A 22,698-nucleotide genomic window follows, 5' to 3' on the forward strand; every position below is an offset into this window, starting at 1 on the left:
GGTTACTTATTTAATTGTTGTTTTAATTCTTCCAATTCCTTGCGTAGATTATTCAGTTCTGTGTACATATCCGGCAATTTCTTTGCCATAACAGCAGCCTTGAAGTAGGGTTTGGGTTCCATAGGAGGTGTTCCGATAAGTACACTATCCGGTTTGATACTGCTTGGTACACCGGATTGTGCTCCTAAATTAACACGATCGCCTACTTTGATATGTCCGGCAATACCTACTTGTCCACCAAACATACACCATTCTCCAATTTTGGTTGAACCGGCAATACCTACCTGAGCAGCCATAACTGTGTGCGAACCGATTTCATCATTATGTGCAATCTGCACAAGATTATCTATTTTAGCACCACTATGTATCACTGTAGCTCCCATTGTTGCACGGTCTATACAAGTATTGGCGCCTATATCAACTTTATCTTCCAGAATGACAATACCAATCTGCGGAATCTTATCATAACCGTTTGATGTGGGAGCGAAACCAAACCCGTCAGCTCCTATTACAGCACCTGAATGTACAATACATTCATTACCGATGCGACAGTCATGATAAACATTTACATTAGAATAAAGCAGACAACTATTGCCTATTTTCACGCCATCTCCAATGAAAGTATGCGGGTAAATCTGGGTATTATCACCAATAATGGTATTTTCGCCGATGTATGCGAAAGCACCTATATATACGTTCTCACCAATTTTGGCACTAGGTGCAACAAAAGCTAATGAATCGATTCCTTGCTTTTTAGGCTTACTCATTTCGTAGAGATTAAGCAACTTTGCAAGGCTTTCATAAGCATTGTCTACTTTGATAAGAGTTGTTTTAATTTCTTGCTCGGGAACAAAGTCCTTATTTACCAATACAATACTGGATTGTGTATCGTATATGTAAGGTGTATATTTAGGGTTTGATAGGAAAGAAATAGCTCCGGGCATTCCCTCCTCAATCTTGGCGAATGTATGTACCGTTGCATTTTCATCTCCTACGATTTCCCCTTGGATAAATGCTGCAATTTGCTTAGCCGAGAACTCCATGTCTTTATTTTAAATTTAATTAGTTCACAAATAACGGACTTTTTTTTTCAGATTTCCGTACTATTGAATGAATATTTTATACTTATGTATGCAATCTATGATAGCAGAGATAGTATTTCTTTACCTTTTTAGATAGCAAAGAGATATTTAGCATATCCGATGCTTCGGCAATATTTTTGATAGTGCCGTCTTTATAGATAATGTCAATACTGTCATCGGCCGGGTCGTACATATTCTTTTCGATGCTGGGGGTAGAGACGAAATAATTCGCTTCGGAAAAGGGTATGTCTAGTTGTTGACTGATTTGCAAAGTCAACTCTTTTATTCTGTCCTCACCGATGGGTTCGGAAGAAATCTCCACTTTAAAGATGTTACGATTAATCATTCCCAAACTTAAAGTCGAAAGAACTTTATCCGGATGAGAACTCCATACTTTTAATGCCGTCCAAATATCATTGTCATCTAGTTTGATAAATTGTTCCAGACAGGCAGAATTGCTATAGAATTCTTTATGATTAATATCGTTATATAAGAAAAAATGTAATGCAGGTGAAGCAAATAATTCTATTCCTTGAGAGGCTAGTTCTTTGGCACGAAGCAATGTACTGATCAGCATTCGCTCATAGGCTACTGAAGTCTTATGCAGATATACTTGCCAGTACATTAAGCGGCGCGCTGTAAGAAAGTTCTCGATGGAATAAATTCCTTTAGATTCGATAACCAACCGGTCATCAGCTACATCGAGCATTTTGATAATACGCGCAGAACCGATGTTCCCTTCCGTAACACCTGTGTAAAAACTATCCCGACGAAGATAATCAAGTCTGTCCATATCCAATTGACCGCTAACAAGCTGGTGCAGAAAACGCTTCGGATATTCATCTTTGAAAATTTGAATGGCAAGGTTGAGTTGTCCATTCATATCTTTGTTCATTCGCTCCATAAGCATCAAGGAAATCTCTTCATGAGAAACCCCTTTGACGATGGTATCTTCAAGTACGTGTGAGAAAGGACCATGACCTATATCATGCAACAAGATAGCGGCTTGTACTGCTTCCGCTTCACTATCAAAGATAAAGTTTCCTTTGGATGCCAATTGTGTGATGGCTTCACTCATCAGGTAAAAAGCGCCTAAGGAATGTTGGAAACGGGTATGCTGTGCTCCAGGATACACCACTGAAGAGAGTCCTACTTGCTTGATACGGGTGAGACGCTGCAAAAGGGGGTGTCGTACAATATCGTATAACAACCCCTTTGGGATATTGATAAACCCAAATACCGGGTCATTGATTATCTTTCTTTCGTAAGGCATTCGTTTTTTAGAGAATCGCTTTTAGTTGTTCAGCCATTTGTGCCTGTACTTCTTGTGCAGCTTTGCGGGCAGCTTCTGCAAACTTTTCTGTTTTATCTACGTAGATAATACCCCGCGAAGAATTAACAATCAGTCCACAAGTACTGTTCATGCCGTATTTACATACTTCATCAAGTGAACCACCTTGAGCACCTACACCAGGAACCAATAAAAAATGATTAGGAACAATCTTACGAATATCTTCGAAAGCGCGCCCCTGAGTAGCACCTACCACATACATCATGCGGTCTTCGCTGGCCCATTCTTGTGATTTACGCAGTACTTTTTCAAACAAACGTTCACCGTTTACATCTTCTGTCAATTGGAAGTCGTGAGAACCTTTGTTTGAAGTCAGTGCTAACAGAATAACCCATTTTCCTTCGTAAGTAAGGAATGGAGTCACACTGTCTTCACCCATATAAGGGGCTACAGTTACTGAATCTATGTTTAATTCTTCAAAAAAGGTACGCGCATACATGGCTGAGGTATTCCCGATATCACCGCGCTTTGCATCAGCGATAATGAATTGATCAGGATAGTTCTTTTTAATATATTGCACTGTCTTTTCGAAAGCAATCCAACCTTTTACACCCATGCTCTCATAGAAAGCCAGATTAGGTTTGTAAGCGATACATAAATCGGCTGTAGCGTCGATAATAGCCTTGTTAAAAGCAAATATAGGCTCCTCTTCCTTCAATAGATGTTCAGGAATCTTTTTAATGTCCGTATCCAAACCTACGCAAAGGAATGATTTTTTGCGTTTTATGTTTTCAAATAGTTGTTGTTTATCCATATCTATTATTACAAATTACTAATCATTTAAAGCTCGCTCTCCTTCAATCGTTCTGCATTTTCAGCTACAATCAGATGGTCGATACAATCTTGGATATCTCCGTCCATAAAGGCTGCAAGGTTATAAATAGTATAGTTGATACGATGATCGGTGATACGTCCTTGCGGATAGTTGTAGGTACGGATCTTTGCTGAACGGTCACCGGTTGATACCATTGTCTTGCGTTTGGAAGCAATGTCATCAATATATTTTTGATGTTCTTTATCGTAGATGAATGTACGAAGTCGAGCTAAAGCACGTTCTTTATTTTTGGGTTGATCGCGAGTCTCGGTACATTCGATCAGGATTTCTTCTGCTATTCCTGTATTTGGATTTTTCCATATATATCGCAAACGTACACCGGACTCTACCTTATTTACGTTCTGTCCGCCGGCACCACCACTTCGGAAAGTATCCCATTTGATTTCTCCTTCGTTGATGATTACATCAAATTCTTCGGCTTCGGGAAGTACGGCAACAGAAGCTGCTGAAGTATGTACACGTCCTTGAGTTTCTGTTGCAGGTACGCGTTGTACGCGGTGAACACCTGATTCATATTTTAATGTTCCATAAACACTATCTCCTGTGACGCTACATATTATTTCCTTATATCCGCCTGCTGCTCCTTCATTGGCGCTGGAAACTTCCATTTTCCAACCTTTAGTTTCGAAATATTTGGCGTACATTCGGAAAAGGTCACCAGCAAAGATGGCAGCCTCATCGCCCCCTGTTCCACCACGAATTTCAAGAATCGCATTTCTGCCATCTTGTGGATCAGCGGGGACAAGCATTAGTTTGATTTCTTCCTCTAATTGTGGAAGACGATCCTGACTGTTGTCCATTTCTTCCTTTGCCATCTCACGCATTTCGGAGTCTGACTCGGTTGCCAGAATATTTTTAGCTTCTTCGATATTTCCTAATAATTGGATATATTCCTTGCGGGCTTTCATCAAATCATCCAGCTCTTTATATTCCTTCGTTAGTTTGACATAACGCTTTTGATCGGCAATGACTGCCGGGTCAGTAATAAGAGTAGATATTTCTTCAAAGCGGGCTACAAGTCCGTCCAGTTTCTCTAATATGGTATTGTTATCTGCCATTCTTTAATATCTAAATTCTCCGAATTCGCTCTTAATAATTAACTCTGTCTTATCACATGCCTCAATACGACCTACGATCTGTGCTGGAATCCCGAATGATTCAGAAATCTTAATGACTTCTTCTGCGTGTTCCGGTGACAAGTAAACTTCCATACGGTGTCCCATGTTAAATACCTTATACATTTCAGCCCAATCCGTACCACTTTGTTCCTGAATAGTCTTGAACAAAGGAGGAACCGGGAACAGGTTGTCTTTGATGACACGTACATTTTCTACGAAATGAAGTACTTTAGTTTGTGCACCACCGGAACAGTGGACCATGCCATGAATATTGGGCCGGAGAGCATCGAGTAATTTCTTCACTACCGGTGCATAAGTGCGGGTAGGAGAGAGAACTAGCTTTCCTGCATCAATCGGAGAATTTTCGACTTTATCAGTCAGTTTTAACTTACCGGAATATACCAATTCTTCGGGAACGGCAGCATCGTAACTTTCAGGATATTTATTGGCTAGGTATTTGCCGAAAACATCGTGACGGGCACTAGTCAAACCATTGCTACCCATTCCTCCGTTATATTCTTTTTCATAAGTTGCCTGTCCATAAGACGCTAAACCGACAATTACATCACCTGGCCGGATATTAGCATTGTTGATAACTTCCGAACGTTTCATGCGGCAAGTAACGGTTGAATCAACGATGATGGTGCGTACTAAATCGCCTACATCAGCAGTCTCGCCACCGGTAGCGTATACACCTACACCCATTTCACGGAGCTCGGCTAGTAATTCATCAGTTCCGTTGATAATGGCGGAAATCACTTCTCCGGGTATTAATAATTTGTTACGTCCAATGGTAGAGGAAACAAGGATATTGTCTACGGCTCCTACACAAAGCAAATCGTCGATGTTCATAATCAAAGCATCCTGTGCGATACCTTTCCAAACGGAAAGGTCACCTGTTTCTTTCCAATACATATACGCTAATGAGGATTTGGTTCCTGCACCGTCAGCATGCATGATATTGCAATATTCAGGATCACCGCCTAAAATATCAGGAATGATTTTACAAAAAGCCTGCGGGAAAATACCTTTGTCTATGTTTTTGATGGCGTTGTGCACATCTTCTTTTGATGCGCTTACGCCACGCATCATGTATCGTTGATTACTCATGAGTTATAGAATTTTGTATACGGCTGCAAAAGTACGGCTTTTTTTTTTGGACAGACAACTATCTTTATAGAAATGGCATTGCCTAAAAAAGTTTCGTATCTTACTGAATGCGAAAACTTTTTAGGCAATAAATATCTGTTAAGTAATGCTAGTTTTAGAACTCTACTTTCGGAGCTTTTTCACTTCCTTCTTCCGCCTGAAAATAGGCCTTTTTGTCAAAACCGAACATTCCTGCAAAAATGTTTTTCGGGAAACGACGGATATTAGTATTGTATGCCTGTGCAGCATCATTGAAGTTTTTACGAGCCACATTGATACGGTTTTCCGTGCCTTCTAACTGAGCTTGTAATTCCAGAAAGTTCTGATTAGCTTTCAAGTCCGGATAGTTTTCTGTGATTGCAAGTAATTTACCCAAAGCTGATGTAACAGCGCCTTGTGCTTTCTGATATTCCGCTAATTTTTCCGGAGTGAGATCGGCAGCATCCACTTTGATTTGCGTGGCTTTACTACGTGCTTCAACCACACCTTCCAGTGTCTCTTTTTCGTGAGTTGCATATCCTTTTACTGTATTTACCAGATTTGGAATCAAGTCTGCTCGACGTTGATATTGAGTTTCTACATTTGCCCATTGCCCGTTTACATTTTCTTCCATTGCCACCAGCCCATTATATACACTGACAGCCAGATAACAAGGATTACTACAATAGCTAAAATGATAATAATTGACTTTTTCATGTTTCTTGCTTTTATTAAGTTTGAAAATCAGATTTCTTATTAGTTGAGTTCAAATTAATTTCTCTATAATCATAATTAGAATCAGAACCGTGAACCGGCACCTCCTCCTCCTCCTGAACCACCTCCAAAGCTTCCTCCGCCGAAACCGCCTCCAAAGCCTCCGCCATGTCCTCTTCCTCCACCGAAGCCACCAATAAACGGACCACCTCCGCCACCTCCTCTGTGACGGTAGTCATCATCATAACTTTGCTGTTGTCTTTTGACTGTATGTCCACAATTTCTACATGTGTAAACAACCTCTTCTGTCTTGATTCCATTTACATTTGAAATAGGTCTGCTGCTACTCCTTTGCAATTTGTGCTTGCCACATTTGGGACAACGGCTCTGATTCCATGAAGCATAGAAGCTACTCCGATACCAAAGGCAATAAAACAAATGATAGCAATAATCATATCATTAGACCCACTTCCTTCTGGCTCGGAAACTGAATCATTTTCCATAGAACCGTCGAGACGCTGACAAGTGGCTTTTAACCCGGCCAACATTCCTGCATCCCAATTCCCATCTTTTAAATATGGAATCATATATCGGGTCTGGATTCTTTTACAGATTGCATCAGGAAGTACGCTTTCCAGTCCGTAGCCGGTATAAAATTGGATACAACGTTGATCTGTCACTAGTAAAATGGCTAATCCGTTGTCCTTATCTTTTTTCCCCACTCCCCATTTATTCAGTAGCTGATGGCAGAAATCAAAACAGGATTCTTCTCCAATTGAAGGAACGACAGCTACTACTGTTTCAATTCCAGTTTGTTGTTCCAAGGCGTAAAGCATAGCGTCAATAGAGTCGCAAACTGCTTGCGATAGTATACCTGTTGGATTACAAACATACTGCATTCTATTTTGCAGATGTACTTTCGGAAGATTGTCTACCGTATATACTTTTTCTTGAGCTTGCAGGGGTGTCAGCAGAAAAGTAATAAATAACAGTGTGAATATTGATTTCATAACAGTTGTTTTACTTTTGCAAATATATAGACTTTTTTTAGTACGAATTTCAAACTCTCTGTCGTAATTGTTTTAATGAATATACTGTCCGACGAATTCACGAACTTTCTCGGTATATTCCTTTTTATTCTCTTTGTATGAAACGGCATGAGTCGCTCCTGGGACAATCCACAGAAATTTGGGTTCTGGTTTGGCTTCATAGAGTGGGTAAACCATCCAGGTAGGTACATACGTATCCTTGTCTCCATGAATAAAGAACATAGGTAAGTCACATTTTGCAACTTGTTTTAGCGAAGAGGCTTCTTTAAAATTCCAACCGTATTTTTTCTCACACAGCCAACTAGTAGTGTATAACAGTGGGAAAGGAGGAAGATGGAAGGTTGATTTTAATTCGTGTGCAAACTCATCCCAAACGCTAGTATAACCACAATCTTCTATAAAACATTTTACAAAAGGTTGTTGTTTCTCACCAGATACCATCATGGTTGTGGCAGCTCCCATCGATATACCATGTATTACCATTTGTGTGCTGTCTCCGAAAATATGGTTCGCAATGTTCATCCATTGCAACACATCAAGTCGGTCTTTCCAACCCATCTGAATGGCAGGGCCTTCACTATCTCCTTGATGTTGTAGTTCGGGTAAGAGAATATTATATGCTAAATCCCGATTATAAAGATAACCGATCATAAACATACGAATAGCGTTATCCGTATATCCGTGCACAATGACGGCCGTTTTATTGGTAGGTTGTGGAGCGGCAACATAAAATGCATGCAGTTGTCTTCCTTCCGGATTAATAATAAAAGTATCTCTAAGTGCATCCACTTGCCTCAGGCTGTCTACCCATGAACGAAGGAATGGATAGTTTTTGTACATAAAAGGATAAGAGTCTGCATTTTTAGATAATATCTTAGCATTCGGAGTTAAAGAAAAGTTGAGCATATAAAAACTTCCTCCGATTGTGCAGCCGGTAAGAACCAGCAAAATGATAATCATGATATAAATATACTTCTTCATAAGCCAGAATCTCTTTTCACTTTTATTTCTTTCTCCTTAGAAAAGGAGTGGAGAAGAGGCTTTACTTATGCCAAATCTCCCAAGCTGCAAATGCCTGCAATAATAGCATTTCCAATCCATTTTTAGTAACGGCGCCCTGCTCTTCTCCTTTTTTCATGAAGAGAGTGATGTTTGGATTATATAACAAATCGTAAAGTAAATGGTTCGGAGTCAGTTGGTCATACGGAATGTTTGGGCAAAAGTCCACTTTTGGATACATACCTAATGGGGTACAATTGACTATTACAGTATATTCCGCCATGATTTCAGGAGTAAGCTCTTCATAGGTTAGCATACCGTCCGCTTTGTGAGTACGGGATACAAATACACTTTCGATTCCCAGATTTTGAAGTCCGCGATACACAGCTTTGGAGGCGCCTCCCGTGCCAAGAATCAAGGCTTTTTTGTGGTGAGGTTGCAGTAATGGTTGGATAGATTGGGTAAATCCGATAATGTCAGAATTATAACCGATTAGTTTAACTTTGCCTCTCTGCTGGCGGATAATTTTAATCACATTTACAGCACCGATTTTAGCAGTGTCAGGATCTAATTCGTCCAAAAAGGGAATAACTTGTTCTTTATAAGGGATGGTAACGTTGAGCCCATATAAATTCGGATTCTCTTCGATGACCTCCATAAAATCATTAATACTGGGAATCTCGAAGTTTACGTATTCCGCATTAATGCCTTCTGATTTAAACTTCTCGTTGAAGTAGCCGATAGAAAACGAATGTTTTAGGGGGTAGCCAATTAAACCATATTTTTCCATAATACGAAAGAGTTAAATTAATAAGTTTTGCTTGAACCTTATTTAGTAGCTGTATAAAGTGTGCAGATACCAAAAGTTAATCGTCGGAAATTCACTTCGCTGAAACCGGCTTTAGTGATAACTTCCTTCATGATTTCCCCTTGGGGAAATACTTTGATGGTGTCCGGTAGATAGTGATAGGCACTATTATCCTTAGAGAGTAGTTTACCAAGCAAAGGGATGACAACTTTGGAGTAAATAGAGAACAACTGCTTCATCGGAAACCGATCCGGAGTGGTCAGTTCGAGAATCACAAGATGACCGCCGGGGATTAGTACACGACACATTTCCGAGAGTCCTTTGTCGAGATCTTCAAAGTTACGTATGCCGAAAGCTACGGTGATAGCATCAAAACTGTTGTTGGCAAATGAGAGAGAAGTACAGTCCTCCCGGGCAAAAGATATTTTGTCCGAGAGTCCTTCCTTCTTAGCTTTTTCACGCCCCACATTCATCATACCTTCCGAAATGTCCGTACCTATCAATTCGGTAGGTTGTAATTCGCGACACGCAAGGATCGCAAAATCTCCTGTTCCCGTAGCGACGTCCATTATACGTTGCGGGCAGAAAGGACGGAGCCAGGCAATTGCTTTACGGCGCCAACTGCGGTCAATACCTAAAGATAAGGTATGATTCAGTTTGTCATAAGCGTGAGCGATGTTATCAAACATCTTCTCTACTTGTTCAGTCTTTTTGCCTTCTTCGTTGTAAGGTTTGATATGTTGTTGTGGGTAATCCATTCTTATTTAGTCAGGAAATTCATTACATTCTTTTCGATACGTTCAGCAATATTGCTGGTGTCCTCTTTCACAAATTTCTCACCGGTGATATTCTCGAACAATTCGATGTAGCGGTCGCTGATGCCCTGTACAATAGCCGGAGTCATTTCAGGAACTTTCTGTCCATCTTTGCCTTGGAAGCCATTCTCCATTAACCATTCACGAACGAATTCTTTAGAAAGTTGTTTTTGAGGTTCACCTTTTTCGAAACGCTCCTGATAACCTTCTGAATAGAAATAACGGCTGGAGTCCGGAGTATGAATCTCATCCATTAAATAAATCGTACCATTGTGCTTTCCGAATTCATATTTAGTATCAACGAGGATCAATCCACGTTCAGCAGCGATCTCAGTGCCACGTTTGAAAAGAGCCAATGTGTATTTTTCAAGAATAGCATATTCTTCCGGAGTAGCCAGACCTTGTTTCAGGATTTCTTCTTTAGAGATATCTTCGTCGTGAAGGCCCATTTCTGCTTTAGTAGTCGGAGTAACAATTGGTTCCGGGAATTTCTGGTTTTCACGCATTCCATCCGGCAGTTTCACACCGCAGATTTCACGTACACCACTTTTGTAAGTACGCCAAGCACTACCGCACAAATAACCGCGTACGATCATTTCTACCGGGAAACCTTCGCACAATACACCCACAGTAACCATTGGATCTGGAGTAGCCAGTTTCCAGTTCGGACAGATGTCAGTAGTGGCATCGAGGAATTTTGCTGCAATTTGGTTCAGCATTTGTCCTTTGTAAGGAATACCTTCAGGCAATACTACGTCAAAGGCCGAAATACGGTCAGTTGCTACCATAACAAGTTTTTCGCCATTGATGTTGTACACATCACGCACTTTTCCGTGGTACACACTTTTCTGTCCCGGAAAGTTGAAATCTGTTTTTGTTAATGCTTTCATCGTTTTTATATAATTATATATTACAAGTTCCCATTTACAACACACTAGTTATTCGCCAATTGGTTTTGACTGACGTTCACCATTGATGATCAGTTGCTCTTTCTTCCGGTTTTCCCGTTCAATCTTCACCTCTTTGTCAAATTTATCATAAGCGTCTACGATGCGTTCTACTAATTTGTGGCGTACGATATCTTTCTTGTTGAGTTCTATGAAACTGATACCTTTTACTCCTTTCAGGATGCGGAGTGCTTGGACCAGTCCTGATGTCTGTGAGGATGGTAAGTCAATCTGTGTCATATCACCTGTTACAATCATCTTGGTATTCATACCCATGCGGGTAAGGAACATTTTGATTTGTTGCGGAGTCGTATTCTGTGCTTCGTCTAGAATCACCACTGCATCATTCAGCGTACGTCCACGCATGAAAGCCAATGGAGCAATCTGAATAACATTCAAGTCCATGTATTCCTTTAATTTGGCAGCAGGAATCATATCTTGTAGGGCATCATATAATGGTTGCAGATATGGGTCTATCTTATCCTTCATGTCGCCGGGCAGGAATCCGAGCTTTTCTCCGGCTTCTACAGCGGGGCGGCTGAGAATAATCTTTTTGATTTCTTTATTTTTCAGAGCACGTACAGCAAGTGCAATAGCAGTATATGTTTTTCCTGATCCTGCCGGACCGATAGCGAATACCATATCATTCTTGGAAAACCCTTCTACCAGTTTCAATTGATTCTCACTTCTGGGAATAATTGGCTTACCTGTAACACTGAAAACGATTACATTTCCTGTTTGCTCTGCCTGTGGGGCATTGCCTTTGATAATGTCGATAATGACTTCCTCTTTCAGTGAATTATATTGAGCACAATATTTCTCCAGTTTGGTGATATTCTCTTCGAAGGCGCACATCTCTTCTTCATCGCCCAGCACTTTGATAACATTACCGCGTGCAACGATGCGTAGCTTCGGATATAAAGCTTTAATTAACTGTATGTTGGCGTTGTTTACACCGTAAAAAATAACTGGGTCAATATCCTCAAGAACAATCAGCTTCTCTATCATTGAATCGTATTAAAGAAAAATTTCTGCAAATTTAATGAAACGTTTTGGATTCTTAGATTGTTTAGGGATGAATTTTAGTTCTCTTTTTATTCTGTTACTCACTTCTTGATGTTTATTGTCTCATTGCTGAAGTTTACACCTATTTTAATGGGTTTTCGTTCATTAGCAGAGAAGGCTTGGGCGTAATGCTTCTCATTAATTTGCTTTAAAGCTTCTTCAGCCGTTCCTTCCAGTTTGAATTTTATTATATAAATGAAACGCTCTGTTTGTAGGACAAGTTCAATTTGTCCTTGTGAAGTATGATTCTCAGCTTTCACATAGTATTTTCTACAAAAAGTTTCTTTGCATAACACAAAATTAAAACGAATGGTTTAATCTCATCCTGTCAAATACATTAGAGAATTCTATTCATCGCGCTGTAATGTGGAAACACCCTTGTTTCAGTTCATACTTTATATAGCATTTTTCAGCTTGTCGTAAGTCTCTTAGCACTTCAGACAAAACGAGTTTTAGCGTATCTGAACTTACATCCTGTAAAGGACGTCCGTCTTCATCTTCCACTTTTTTGAAGCGTTTCCAACTGACGTCAAAAGTAGCGCCATAACAGTGTGCGGAGTTTGCAGAAGCATTGCCATTGCGGCGGCGAAGACGTTTTACATCTTTATTGGTGCGAAGTACAGAAGTAATAATTATCTGATTAGGATTTAAACCTTTGGAAGTTAATGAGTCGAGGAAGTTAGAACCGATTGTATCAAGCAGCTCGCTGGCACGGGGGATGAGATAGGGGATAGAGTACGTCAGTGAATCAACAGAATAGAACTTGTTGTCAGTGATATGTATCAATTGTCCCTTCATATTTTCGGCCTCTTCGCGATCTTCCAATGGTTTGATACCTATATTTTGAGCAATGGTCAAATGTTTTTCGTTTAAATCGGGGAAAGAACGTTTGTAACTAATTACACCGTGGATGTTGCGAGGCTCGTTTACTTTAAGTGACATATCCTTTTTCTTGCAACCGGCAGTAAGAGTAAGTAAAGCAATGATAAAAGTAATTGGTAATAAAATCGTTTTTTTACGGGCATTCATTGTTGTTATATAAATCTTTATGTTTTTACTATTTATACTTCCCACGTATTGCACACCTTTCTATAATACTACATAAGCACGTATCCGGTAAGTGGGGAACTGATTATTGATATCTGTAGCGTAATTCTTTGCTTGATTTACGTCTGCAGCATATTCATTTTTTTACTTCGGTAACTTCTTTGGATTTAAAGTATTTGAATTTTATGATATGGCAATCATTATGGAAATCCGTACCGGGAATGCCTGTCATCACTAGTGCATCAAGCAATTTCTTTAGCATTTTCCAGAGTGATGAATAGAATCCCCGTTCACGTAAGTCTGCGAAATCGGCTACAGCATAAGGTATTGTGATATTCATTGTCTATTGTTTATGTAATACCAAACAAAGGTAGTGAATTTCTCCTGAAAAACACAAATTAGCGCAGACTGATGCGAAAATAAAATTAGCATCCATCTGCGCTTAATTCATTATTTAGTTCCTGATATAGCCTCAATGTTATACCAGATACATGCTAAAAGCTATTATTTCTTCTTTTCTTCAGTTTTTACTTCCGGCTTCTCTTCGTTTTTGCTATCCGGATTAAGAATACCTTTCACAGTTTCTCCGATAGGCAATTTATCGAGTACTCCAAGACTCGGCGCAACAGTTTTCACTAACGTATTCAGGAAATTACTTGTGCTGCCGTTTCCTCCATCGAATACGGTGATATTTCCTAAATTCATGTGTTCGAAAGCTTTCACCTGTTCACCGGCAATTTCCTTCCACTGATCCACCATCTTGTACTGGATAGCGATAGACGGATTTGATTCGGCAGCTCTTACCATTGCTTCGAAACCTTCTGCTTCGGCAAGCAATGATTTTTTCTTACCTTCCGCTTCCGCTTCCAACTTCAGTTGGATAGCTTTAGCTTCTGCTTCCGCTTGTGCTAAAGTTGCTTTAGCACGTGCTTCCGCTTCACGAGTAATTTTTTCAGCAATAGCATTTGCCTGAAGAATCGCTTCCTGACGAGCTATTTCCGCCGGCACGATTTTCTCAGCTTTCAAAGACGATTCTACTTTACGGGCTTTTGCTTCCTCTACTTCCTTTTGTGCAATTTCTCGTGCAGTCTGTACGGCAGCTTCTGATTTAGCAGCAGCTTCACCTGCCTGTTTATCAGCATTAGCTTGAGTTACTGCTAACTCAGAGTTAGATAATGCGACTTCTTTTTGTGCTTCATTTCGTCCGATGGCAGCTTTTTTCCCAGCTTCTGCTTGCTTGATTTCCATGTCAGAGTTCAATTCGGCAATGCGACTTTCCTTTTCAGTGTTAGCTTGTTCGATACGGATATTTTTTTCTGCTTCAGCTTTTGCAACTTGTGACTCTTTTTCTGCATTTGCGATGGCCACTTGCGAGATTCTATCCTTGTCTGCATTGGCAACAGAAATTTCCTGTAACTTCTTTGTTTCAGCTATAGCAATGTCTTGATCTTTGCGGGTTTCGGCAACTTTCGTTTCACGTTCTTTAATTTGATTGGCAATTTTGATAGCACCTAGTTTTTCTTGTTCTTCAATATTGGCTTGTGCTTCGTTCAAGGCCTTACTTTCAGCTTCTTTACCCAAGTTCACGATATAATTGGCAGCATCACGGATATCACTGATATTAATATTCATCAGGTAAAGGCCGAATTTGCGGAGTTCAGTGTCAATGTTATCCTTTACTTTAGCCAAAAATTTATCACGATCGGAATTTAATTCCTCAATGGTCATGTCAGCAATTACCATACGCATTTGACCATAAACGACATCGGTAATTAAGTTTTGCTTGTCGTCCATGTTCAATCCCAACATACGTTCAGCAGCATTTTGCATCACTTCGGGATCGGTGCTGATAGCTACGGTAATAGTGGTAGGAACATCCACGCGTATATTTTGGGCGGAAAGAGCTCCAGTTAGTTTACATTCAATTTGCAGTGGCTTCATTGACAGGAATTCATATCCCTGTATAATAGGCCATACGAAAGCAGCACCTCCGTGGTATAATTTAGCAGATTTTTTATCTCCTCCCGTCTTACCGTATACAACGAGTACTTCGTCACTCTTACATTTACGGTAGCGTGACAGGATACCGATGAAGGTGAGCAGGATGACCGCTACTAAGATAGCAGCCATAATGAGCATTTCTTGTGTCATAAATAGTGTGTTTTAAAATGGTTATTTTATTGAATAAATAATATTCCGTTTTTATAATTACTGATAATAGTTTTGTCTCCCGTTTGATATGTTTTACCCGATTCGGAGATTACGTCTACTTCACGCATAGCGCCATCTCGGCTAGTTTGTACAGTATATTTGTTTCCACTTTGTTTGAAGTATATTGTACATTCTCGTCCCACTAGCTGTTCTATTTGTTCAGAAGAATTGACTTGCTGTAGTTGGTATGCCTTTTTGTAAAGGAACCAAACAGCAAATACGAAAAACAAACCAATAAGGATAGCAATAACGAAACTCTGTACTTCAGTGTTACCGGCAAGATACATATACCATCCGAAACCGATTCCGAAGTGGGTAAGTCCTTTGAAGGAAACAACGCTGCTGATATCTGCGTCCACATCTACATCCGCGTCCATATCTCCAAAGAAGATGGACAGAACGAATTGAATGGCAAATATACCAGTTGTTACAAGAGCGATGATGAGAAAAATTGTGTGGCTCATAATGTTTATTGTGTTAGTGAATCGTACTTATCGTACAAATATAGTCTTTCCATTCGAACAAACAAACGAAAAGTAAGAAAGTTATCACGTGTAAGTTATATGATCACGTTTTTTAGCTATATATGCAAAAAAATCCCCACCCACTCAGGACCACCTTCACAGGCAGTGTCTGAGTGGAATGAGGAACACAAACAAAACAAACAATTTTGTGTAAATCTAATATAATGTGGGAATGATCCGTACGCTTACGGAAAGTTACACACCATTTAATTATTTTTTAATTGTTGCCCTGGGGCAATCGAGCACAAGTAGTGAATCTTCACACAGCGTAATGGAGCATTGCTCCAAAATGCCAAGGTCAATTTCTACTTTCATTCGTCCGCAGACATCTTGCACTTTGTGTTTGAAATCTACAAAACCTTTCACAAATTTCTCAATACGGTTGGCAGAATGCTCGTAAGCATACCAGTGTCCGTCTTCTTCAAACAGATAGGCTTGTCGCATATCTGATGATTCCAGTTGCAGGATGTCATTTGGTTTCATAATATTTTAGTATTAAATTAGTTATTCAAAACTATATTGAATGTATAATTATTGTTGCGATATAATGAATAATTCCGATTGCTACTTTCAGGTTGGTCACAGCCTAATTCGACGGTATATGTTTTGTCTGCCGCCCAAGTCCAAGTAGAAGAATCCCCTTTAGTCCCTCGATGTGCTGTAATAATTACCTTAGTTCGATGAGCATCATTAGGCGATATGTTTTCTCCTACCTGATAGTAGAATGCATATTCAGGTTTACTATTACTAATTTGATAATCAGATACTGGAGTGAATAACTCCTTGATATTATTCCCAAAAAGCTCATTTGTTGAATTGTGAGGGAAAAGATAACTCTTTATGGCAGCATTTTGAATCTCAATACTCTTAATTTGATAATTAACTTTTTCTCCAACATCTTTTCCTGAGATTACAAATTTAACAGCTGCTGCCATACGTCCCAACATGATATTGATATACATGCCTGATTGAATAGTACCTTCATAATAACCGAACATATACATTTTTTTGTCGGCAATCAGACCATTGCTACCAAATTTTAAACCTACAGTCATTTCCTTTAATTCGGCCAATCGACTGGGCCAAGTAGGATAGTTGCCTTTCATGTTTGCTACCAAGCAAAGAGTTTCCGATCTATTCTGAACGTCAATTGTTAAAGTAGGATTCCACTGGCAACTAAGTTGAGGTGCATTAGTTCCAAAATCTAGATATTCTACTTTCTTAAGTTGTCCTTCAAAACTATAATGTAATAGACAAAGATCGTATATCGGGTTATCCGTCATAGGATCTTGTGGAGTGATAGAGCGAGTGTCTACACTTATTTCTGCACTCTGCAAGTTCAGGTGTACCACTCCTTCAGAAGCAGTTTCACCCTCTATATTCTCATCAATCCATTCGTTGTCCTGAGTACAGGCAGCCAACCATAAACAGCTTAACAGAAATATATATTTATACGCTTTCATAATTATTGGTTTTATTTGTTTAATTTGTTATTTTCCACTGACTTCTGTGGACCATGAAGTCTCTTGCCAGTTCGCTACCGAAATATTATCTTTAATTTTTACATTTACTATGTAGTCGTACGAGTATCCTGCATAGAGTACTTTATTGACGATTGAATAGGTAAATTGTGTTGGAACACCGTTTACCATTAAGTTCATGATAATAGTCATTGGAGTTGCTCGATTGTCTATTGGTAAAAGACATATTTCAGCTCTTAGACTTTTATCTTCTTGTATGGTGATATCTTGTTCTTTAATATAAATACGATTATAATTAGAAACGATTTCGGCTTTGATAGAATCTCCTACGTTCCCTAATTCTACCGTATTTTCTCTTATTCTATCTATCTCAATTCCATCTTGCATTACTGATAAAGACGACACTCCGTTTGCTATATCTCCTTTCAGTGTAAAAGTCATGCGTGCAGTAAGTTGCATTAATGGATTTAAAGGTATCACTTTACTTACATCATTGTCTGAAATTGTAATTTTAGTCGGTGCTGTTTGATTCCAATGGCTATTATTTGCAATAACAGACTCACCATTGTCTATTATGATTTTATTGTTATAATATTTGTGTGCCGGAGATATTGCGCTGAATGTATAATCTCCGGGAGCCAAATAAAGAGGGGTTTTGCCTTCGCTTATAATCTTTCCTGTATTATTATCTATTACGCAGGGGTAAAGGGATTGCGAACCTCCATCCGGTGTGCGAACTACATAATCTTGGGTTTTAGGTGTATTATTCCCTATTTTGGCAATCAATCTCAATGTCGTTCCTTCCGACAAGTTGATGATCTTATTTAAATCGGGATGAACAGCACGTGCATTGCTCCAGTTTCCTGGCGAAACTGCATACATGCCAGATAACTCGGGTATGATAGCAACCGTACCTTCATTTGATATTTGCTCTTCATTTTGATCGCATGCAGTAACAAATACGATTAACATCGTAAAAAGGATTATGGTTTTATGTATTGATTTCATAACTTTCATTTTTTTGTTTGTTTTTAGTTAGCTTTAGTGTCACGAACGCAACGAATTAAACAGCCGTTGTTGCGGATTTCAGATGAATACATCATGATCTGATTGGAGGCTGCATCGCCTGCAAATTTCATACGAACTGTATGTTTATCTTCACTTGTCCAGTAGACAGCTTCAGATCCACTATAGATCAAGGCAGGATAATTGGTATCACCTTGATTTGCATGCTCTGCTCCAATATGTATATATCCAGAAATAGGCAATTTAATCTGTTCTACCGGATTACTCCATTTGGCGGCGTCTTTTACATTTTCTTGAGATAATGTACTATTTCTTGTTGCTGGATATCGGGATATTACCAATACATTGCGGTAGGGATCTCCTTTATCTCCAGTACATTTATTATCTTCTATTTTATATATACCACTTCTTTCTATATGCCATCTCAAAAATATGCTTTGTTAGTATTTTTTCTTTTCAAAGCATAAATAGAATTGGTGATACCTACGGTTGTTTCCTTCCATATATCCTTCTTAACACCTACATAAACTGATTCCGAATTTTTTTCTGGATCATTGTTTTCATTCTCAAGATAAGTGTTGTCTGGATGTAATTTAGATGTATTGCCATTATATGTTTTCGTTAATAGAAATGGAATATCTCCCGCTTTTGCCGTTGCAGGAATAATAAGTTTAAATTCATCACTTGTTGGTACACGCCATCCTTTAGGACAAGGTTGCTCATTGTTATTATTCCAATTAGAAGTGCTATTCCAGTTAGAGGAGCCATAACAGAAATTGAAGTTTTCGTTATCTGTTGGCTTTTGAGCCATATCAGAGTTCTCGGTTGTCGGTTCATCATACATATGTCCTGGCACATGCGGATATGGCATTGATTCTTTCAAATGCCAATTACCATTTGAAAGTGCATATGTTATTCCGTATTTATCTGTTTTTGTATTTATATAATATGGTATATTTCTTCCGTACTGATAATAATATCCACGACTATTCTCCCATGCTTGGTCTCCTGCCAATGGGTTGCCACTTGTAGCTCCTAAGTTTCGGTCCATCCATGTGATACCACCGATAGTCATAGAACCATTTACTTCATCGTCTTCTTTCAACTCCTCTTCCGGGATCCAGTCATAAAGTCTTGGGACAATGGTTACAATTAATGAACTCTTTGTGATAGTGATAATCATATCATATTCGTGATTACTCTTGAATTCAAATGGGATTTCCTTTGTTGTTGGAGTACTACCTGCATCTCCTGCCAATGTAGAAGTAATTTCGATTTCTTTAGTCGTTTTTTGACCGCCAATAGTTACTTCTACATTCACCCACATCGAATGATTAGTTTTGTCGCTTTCCTTTAAGTTCTCTTTTCTTGTGGGGAATATCATCGGAGTTACAGCAATATTATCTTTTTTAACCACTTCTGCTGTAGGAGTAATATTCTGTGTCCCAGTATATACAGTGCATTCATGGTTTCTTGCATCGGAACTTTCCAGATTGTACTTACCGGTTTGCATATTCAAAGCACCATTTGGATAATCTTTTAAGGAGATACTGTTTAGGGTAACTGTTGTGCTCTTATAGTCAGAATGTTTCATTACATATAGGTTCAACTTTGCTAAAGTGTGCCCGAACAATAACTTAATGGACCCGGAGTTTAGATAGCTTTGGCTTTCTTTTTTAGCCCACATAACATCAGTCAAAGCACTACCGTCTGCTTTATATTGAATATTACATGTCGGAGCATTTTTACCATTGGATATAATGTTTACGGCTTCTTCTGTACTGTTTGTAACCGCATAGAAATTTAATGTCTTGCCATTAAATTTATTGATTTGGATACCTTGAATGCTTGCATGATCCTCAGATTCTGTACCTGTAACGGGACCAATACCGGCAGGATTTTTTAAATAGTTCTTGCTAAAATCATTGTCTGTAGCATCTACTGCATAAATCTGATAGATAGTTCCTCCAGAAAAAGTGGATTCGTTTGCTGCGCGAGTAAATGTTCCCTTATCAGAAGATAACCGGAATGTACCGTTACTTTCTACTTCGGTTGCCTCATCTATTGTACATGAAGTAAAAAAAAGTGCTACCGCTGAGATTATAGTATATATTAGGTTCTTTTTCATCTTACTATCGGTTATAATTTGTTGTTTTGATTGTTCTTTGTTATTTTCCAGGTTTTACCGGTACATAGATTAATCCTCCTTTTTCCCAATTGTCCAATTGACGGGCAATGAGCGTGAATGAGTTTTGTTGGAACTGGAAGCATACTTCGTATGCTTCTCCGGGTTTGGCATTTGAAATTGGACTTACATTATCTTGCTCATACAACTGTATATCTAATGGGCTATCAATCTTTCTTTCAATCTGAGTCTCATCGATAAGCAGGATCTCTGCAGTCAGATGTAAATTGTTTAGTTTGCCTTCATTGTCGGTAGGCAACATTAGATAAGCTGTTCCTAATTCCTCTGTACCAGTACTATGGATAATATCTGAATGTGTGAATTGCAAATTGTCAGTTGCTGTTTTTTTATAATTTATTTTGTACTTATTATCCTTAGTGTCATAGTTCCATTCTATAGGCAAATAACTCTTGGGGATGTTGATGGTGATATTTCTTACATCACGACTTCCTTCCATTGTCTTGTCACGTTGAACAGTGAAATAGACCTTAGTTAGTGTGTGCTCAAATTCCATTGTTTCGTGGAATAGAGAGGTCTGGCTACCACTGATAACTTTTTCTGCTACACAGACATCCGTAATTCCTGAACTTTTGTTAGGTAAAGATATTACTTGAAAATCACTGCTGTTCTGCATGTCTGCAGGCGAATATCCGGTGGCAAATACTGTAGAATAGTCATTTGGATAAGATTTCCCAGTATTGTATTTGCTGTTGCTATATTGGGCTAAATCGTCAATCTTAGACTGAAAGAAATCATCGAGTGTATTCTTCCAGAATATTAATACTCCAGATGCAGACGTAAATGAGCTACCATCCAGTGAGGATTTTGCAAATCTCACTTCTATCTGTTTCTGTTCGTTAGAGATAGTATATTCGTCCTCCAATACGCTATCACAACTGATGAAAATAGCTGTTGTCAGAAACAGTAAACTGAATATGGTATATTTTCTTTGTTTCATTTTCTTTCCTCCATTATTTATTGTTTCCTGTTTCAACATCAATAGTGGTTTTTCCTTTGATACTCCAAGGACATATTATGGTATTCACTTCTATCGTCTTCTCTAATAACGGAGCAGTGAATGACGTTATGTTGATGATGTAATAATTATTGCGTACTATATTGGCTCCATCACTGAAAACCGGTGAATTTACAAATGCTTCGTAATATTGCCATCCGCCTGCATGAGTAGTAAAATCTTCGTTATCAACAGTAATGTTATAGGTATTCTTTAAGTAGTTAATCCCATTCTGTATAGTACTGTAACACATTTCTTTTGCACTTTCCGGAGCTTTTTTGCAAGTATAGAAAGTTCCATTTGTTAGTTTGCTGTTTGCATCAGCTTCTGGTAAGTTTTTGCTTCCATCAATATTTTTGGGAGTGAATTTGGCTGCTATTTTCAAATAAGTGGTTATTTCTTTGGCACGCGTCAAATCTTCTTGATCCATGCTGAATGTATTTTCCAGGCAGTAGAGACCTTCTGTGTATTTATTTGCGCCTTCTTGCACTCTGCTTGCATTATATTTCACAGCAGTTGCTCCCTCTTCCGGTTTACTGGTTGCCGGAAAGAAATCGCTAGCATCTGTTTTACTCATATTGAAGTTTGGATCTTCATTATTTGATTTTGTAAAAGGGAAGAACTTTTTATTGGTTGTGTCCAAGACATAATGAACATTATCCAAACGTATATAACCATTATCTTGTATCAACTTTACATATTCGTCATTATCTTCTTTAGTTGAACAAGTCAGTAATACTTTAGACATGATGCGTGTCAGAGTGGCTTTAACTTTTGTTGTTTTCTCTGCCTCGATATTTATTATTATATTGCCATCTTCAGTTGCAGCTTGCCCTGTCATTAGGAAATTGTTATCTGTAGTGATATCTGTAATATTACTTATTGTTAGTACTGGATTATGATCTGTTGCTTCTTTTATCTTAGCGATCTGAGCATCAGGCATATTCACTGCGGCAAATATCTTTTTCTGACCTTGACTTGTTACTACATTAAAAAATAAATTCTTATTTTGTAAATTATCTCCAGTGACAGAGTAATCCTGAATACCACTTCCATCAGCATTCATTATAAACAATGTGAGCTTGCGACATTCATTCTCGACATCTTTTCCTGTGAGTGTCGTTTCTCCAGCACGTACACCTGTTTGAGGAGTACTAACAGATAATATTAGCTGAGCTTTTATTTGGGACTGTTTCACATCTTGCTCTTCCATATACTCATCCTGTGAGCATCCGAATAAGCTGATGGCTGATGCCAGCGCAAAAAAAAGATAATATGTTAGTTTTAAAAGTCTCATT

The 22,698-nt window shown here is 38.8% G+C and carries 21 protein-coding genes and 3 pseudogenes; all 24 read right to left on the bottom strand.

All coding sequences use genetic code 11. The annotated features are described in order from the left end of the window. Positions 1 to 2 precede the first annotated feature (2 nt). A complete protein-coding gene (gene lpxD / locus JCM17102_RS05170) occupies positions 3 to 1,043 on the bottom strand; it encodes a UDP-3-O-(3-hydroxymyristoyl)glucosamine N-acyltransferase (RefSeq protein ID WP_025074268.1) in 1,041 nt (346 codons plus the stop codon). Positions 1,044 to 1,125: 82 nt separating this feature from the next. Then, positions 1,126 to 2,355 carry an HD domain-containing protein gene (locus tag JCM17102_RS05175; protein WP_025074269.1) on the bottom strand — a complete coding sequence of 410 codons (1,230 nt, stop codon included), beginning with the start codon at positions 2,353 to 2,355 and terminating at the stop codon, positions 1,126 to 1,128. Positions 2,356 to 2,362: 7 nt separating this feature from the next. Next, positions 2,363 to 3,187 (bottom strand): orotidine-5'-phosphate decarboxylase, encoded by an 825-nt coding sequence (gene pyrF, locus JCM17102_RS05180; protein WP_025074270.1) that lies wholly within the window; start codon positions 3,185 to 3,187, stop codon positions 2,363 to 2,365. A 26-nt stretch (positions 3,188 to 3,213) separates the two neighbouring features. Next, positions 3,214 to 4,326 (bottom strand): peptide chain release factor 1, encoded by a 1,113-nt coding sequence (gene prfA / locus JCM17102_RS05185; RefSeq protein ID WP_025074271.1) that lies wholly within the window; start codon positions 4,324 to 4,326, stop codon positions 3,214 to 3,216. A 3-nt stretch (positions 4,327 to 4,329) separates the two neighbouring features. Beyond that, on the bottom strand, positions 4,330 to 5,496 hold the full coding sequence (locus JCM17102_RS05190) for an AIR synthase-related protein (RefSeq protein ID WP_025074272.1): 1,167 nt from the start codon (positions 5,494 to 5,496) through the stop codon (positions 4,330 to 4,332). Positions 5,497 to 5,650: 154 nt separating this feature from the next. Beyond that, positions 5,651 to 6,231, bottom strand: a pseudogene (locus JCM17102_RS26290) (LemA family protein). Positions 6,232 to 6,312: 81 nt separating this feature from the next. Continuing rightward, positions 6,313 to 7,238: pseudogene (locus JCM17102_RS26295) on the bottom strand (TPM domain-containing protein). A 72-nt stretch (positions 7,239 to 7,310) separates the two neighbouring features. Continuing rightward, the gene (locus tag JCM17102_RS05205) at positions 7,311 to 8,258 is read right to left on the bottom strand and encodes an alpha/beta hydrolase (RefSeq protein WP_025074273.1); all 948 of its coding nucleotides are present in this window, start codon (positions 8,256 to 8,258) and stop codon (positions 7,311 to 7,313) included. 61 nt (positions 8,259 to 8,319) lie between these two features. Further along, entirely contained in the window at positions 8,320 to 9,066 is a 747-nt protein-coding gene (locus JCM17102_RS05210; RefSeq protein ID WP_025074274.1) for a shikimate dehydrogenase family protein, read from the bottom strand. A gap of 38 nt (positions 9,067 to 9,104) precedes the next feature. After that, positions 9,105 to 9,842: a bifunctional demethylmenaquinone methyltransferase/2-methoxy-6-polyprenyl-1,4-benzoquinol methylase UbiE gene (gene ubiE / locus JCM17102_RS05215; RefSeq protein WP_025074275.1), complete on the bottom strand. Its 738-nt coding sequence runs from the start codon at positions 9,840 to 9,842 to the stop codon at positions 9,105 to 9,107. A 2-nt stretch (positions 9,843 to 9,844) separates the two neighbouring features. After that, positions 9,845 to 10,789: a phosphoribosylaminoimidazolesuccinocarboxamide synthase gene (locus JCM17102_RS05220; RefSeq protein ID WP_025074276.1), complete on the bottom strand. Its 945-nt coding sequence runs from the start codon at positions 10,787 to 10,789 to the stop codon at positions 9,845 to 9,847. A 48-nt stretch (positions 10,790 to 10,837) separates the two neighbouring features. Next, positions 10,838 to 11,854: a PhoH family protein gene (locus JCM17102_RS05225; protein ID WP_025074277.1), complete on the bottom strand. Its 1,017-nt coding sequence runs from the start codon at positions 11,852 to 11,854 to the stop codon at positions 10,838 to 10,840. Positions 11,855 to 11,952: 98 nt separating this feature from the next. Next, a pseudogene (locus tag JCM17102_RS22180) lies at positions 11,953 to 12,177 on the bottom strand (PD-(D/E)XK nuclease domain-containing protein); the annotation flags it as partial. An 85-nt stretch (positions 12,178 to 12,262) separates the two neighbouring features. Beyond that, complete coding sequence (locus tag JCM17102_RS05235; protein ID WP_369898398.1) at positions 12,263 to 12,853, bottom strand: DUF5715 family protein; 591 nt, start codon at positions 12,851 to 12,853, stop codon at positions 12,263 to 12,265. A 241-nt stretch (positions 12,854 to 13,094) separates the two neighbouring features. After that, positions 13,095 to 13,298: a hypothetical protein gene (locus JCM17102_RS05240; RefSeq protein WP_025074279.1), complete on the bottom strand. Its 204-nt coding sequence runs from the start codon at positions 13,296 to 13,298 to the stop codon at positions 13,095 to 13,097. A gap of 164 nt (positions 13,299 to 13,462) precedes the next feature. Continuing rightward, entirely contained in the window at positions 13,463 to 15,109 is a 1,647-nt protein-coding gene (locus tag JCM17102_RS05245; RefSeq protein ID WP_025074280.1) for a flotillin family protein, read from the bottom strand. 26 nt (positions 15,110 to 15,135) lie between these two features. After that, positions 15,136 to 15,633 carry a hypothetical protein gene (locus JCM17102_RS05250; protein WP_025074281.1) on the bottom strand — a complete coding sequence of 166 codons (498 nt, stop codon included), beginning with the start codon at positions 15,631 to 15,633 and terminating at the stop codon, positions 15,136 to 15,138. A gap of 270 nt (positions 15,634 to 15,903) precedes the next feature. Next, positions 15,904 to 16,176: a hypothetical protein gene (locus tag JCM17102_RS05255; RefSeq protein WP_025074282.1), complete on the bottom strand. Its 273-nt coding sequence runs from the start codon at positions 16,174 to 16,176 to the stop codon at positions 15,904 to 15,906. A gap of 17 nt (positions 16,177 to 16,193) precedes the next feature. Further along, complete coding sequence (locus JCM17102_RS05260) at positions 16,194 to 17,156, bottom strand: DUF4906 domain-containing protein (RefSeq protein WP_025074283.1); 963 nt, start codon at positions 17,154 to 17,156, stop codon at positions 16,194 to 16,196. Between the two features lie 27 nt (positions 17,157 to 17,183). Continuing rightward, a complete protein-coding gene (locus tag JCM17102_RS05265) occupies positions 17,184 to 18,182 on the bottom strand; it encodes a BF2992 family fimbrillin-A clan protein (RefSeq protein WP_159106307.1) in 999 nt (332 codons plus the stop codon). A gap of 23 nt (positions 18,183 to 18,205) precedes the next feature. Beyond that, a complete protein-coding gene (locus tag JCM17102_RS05270) occupies positions 18,206 to 18,628 on the bottom strand; it encodes a hypothetical protein (RefSeq protein ID WP_025074285.1) in 423 nt (140 codons plus the stop codon). Then, positions 18,625 to 20,328 (bottom strand): FISUMP domain-containing protein, encoded by a 1,704-nt coding sequence (locus JCM17102_RS05275; protein WP_025074286.1) that lies wholly within the window; start codon positions 20,326 to 20,328, stop codon positions 18,625 to 18,627. Before JCM17102_RS05275 ends, JCM17102_RS05270 begins: the two co-directional genes overlap by 4 nt. A gap of 40 nt (positions 20,329 to 20,368) precedes the next feature. Beyond that, on the bottom strand, positions 20,369 to 21,382 hold the full coding sequence (locus tag JCM17102_RS05280; RefSeq protein ID WP_025074287.1) for a hypothetical protein: 1,014 nt from the start codon (positions 21,380 to 21,382) through the stop codon (positions 20,369 to 20,371). After that, positions 21,357 to 22,697 (bottom strand): Mfa1 family fimbria major subunit, encoded by a 1,341-nt coding sequence (locus JCM17102_RS05285; protein WP_033886560.1) that lies wholly within the window; start codon positions 22,695 to 22,697, stop codon positions 21,357 to 21,359. The genes JCM17102_RS05280 and JCM17102_RS05285 overlap by 26 nt, the downstream gene beginning before the upstream one ends. Between the last annotated feature and the right edge of the window lies 1 nt (position 22,698).

The organism is Bacteroides faecichinchillae JCM 17102 (assembly GCF_000614145.1).
GTDB lineage: Bacteria > Bacteroidota > Bacteroidia > Bacteroidales > Bacteroidaceae > Bacteroides > Bacteroides faecichinchillae.

Bases quoted from the DNA above. Each gene is read 5' to 3' on its own strand.
- lpxD (WP_025074268.1), bottom strand. From the start codon at position 1,043: ATGGAGTTCTCGGCTAAGCAAATTGCAGCATTTATCCAAGGGGAAATC.
- JCM17102_RS05175 (WP_025074269.1), bottom strand. From the start codon at position 2,355: ATGCCTTACGAAAGAAAGATAATCAATGACCCGGTATTTGGGTTTATC.
- pyrF (WP_025074270.1), bottom strand. From the start codon at position 3,187: ATGGATAAACAACAACTATTTGAAAACATAAAACGCAAAAAATCATTC.
- prfA (WP_025074271.1), bottom strand. From the start codon at position 4,326: ATGGCAGATAACAATACCATATTAGAGAAACTGGACGGACTTGTAGCC.
- JCM17102_RS05190 (WP_025074272.1), bottom strand. From the start codon at position 5,496: ATGAGTAATCAACGATACATGATGCGTGGCGTAAGCGCATCAAAAGAA.
- JCM17102_RS05205 (WP_025074273.1), bottom strand. From the start codon at position 8,258: ATGAAGAAGTATATTTATATCATGATTATCATTTTGCTGGTTCTTACC.
- JCM17102_RS05210 (WP_025074274.1), bottom strand. From the start codon at position 9,066: ATGGAAAAATATGGTTTAATTGGCTACCCCCTAAAACATTCGTTTTCT.
- ubiE (WP_025074275.1), bottom strand. From the start codon at position 9,842: ATGGATTACCCACAACAACATATCAAACCTTACAACGAAGAAGGCAAA.
- JCM17102_RS05220 (WP_025074276.1), bottom strand. From the start codon at position 10,789: ATGAAAGCATTAACAAAAACAGATTTCAACTTTCCGGGACAGAAAAGT.
- JCM17102_RS05225 (WP_025074277.1), bottom strand. From the start codon at position 11,854: ATGATAGAGAAGCTGATTGTTCTTGAGGATATTGACCCAGTTATTTTT.
- JCM17102_RS05235 (WP_369898398.1), bottom strand. From the start codon at position 12,853: ATGTCACTTAAAGTAAACGAGCCTCGCAACATCCACGGTGTAATTAGT.
- JCM17102_RS05240 (WP_025074279.1), bottom strand. From the start codon at position 13,298: ATGAATATCACAATACCTTATGCTGTAGCCGATTTCGCAGACTTACGT.
- JCM17102_RS05245 (WP_025074280.1), bottom strand. From the start codon at position 15,109: ATGACACAAGAAATGCTCATTATGGCTGCTATCTTAGTAGCGGTCATC.
- JCM17102_RS05250 (WP_025074281.1), bottom strand. From the start codon at position 15,633: ATGAGCCACACAATTTTTCTCATCATCGCTCTTGTAACAACTGGTATA.
- JCM17102_RS05255 (WP_025074282.1), bottom strand. From the start codon at position 16,176: ATGAAACCAAATGACATCCTGCAACTGGAATCATCAGATATGCGACAA.
- JCM17102_RS05260 (WP_025074283.1), bottom strand. From the start codon at position 17,156: ATGAAAGCGTATAAATATATATTTCTGTTAAGCTGTTTATGGTTGGCT.
- JCM17102_RS05265 (WP_159106307.1), bottom strand. From the start codon at position 18,182: ATGAAATCAATACATAAAACCATAATCCTTTTTACGATGTTAATCGTA.
- JCM17102_RS05275 (WP_025074286.1), bottom strand. From the start codon at position 20,328: ATGAAAAAGAACCTAATATATACTATAATCTCAGCGGTAGCACTTTTT.
- JCM17102_RS05280 (WP_025074287.1), bottom strand. From the start codon at position 21,382: ATGTTGAAACAGGAAACAATAAATAATGGAGGAAAGAAAATGAAACAA.
- JCM17102_RS05285 (WP_033886560.1), bottom strand. From the start codon at position 22,697: ATGAGACTTTTAAAACTAACATATTATCTTTTTTTTGCGCTGGCATCA.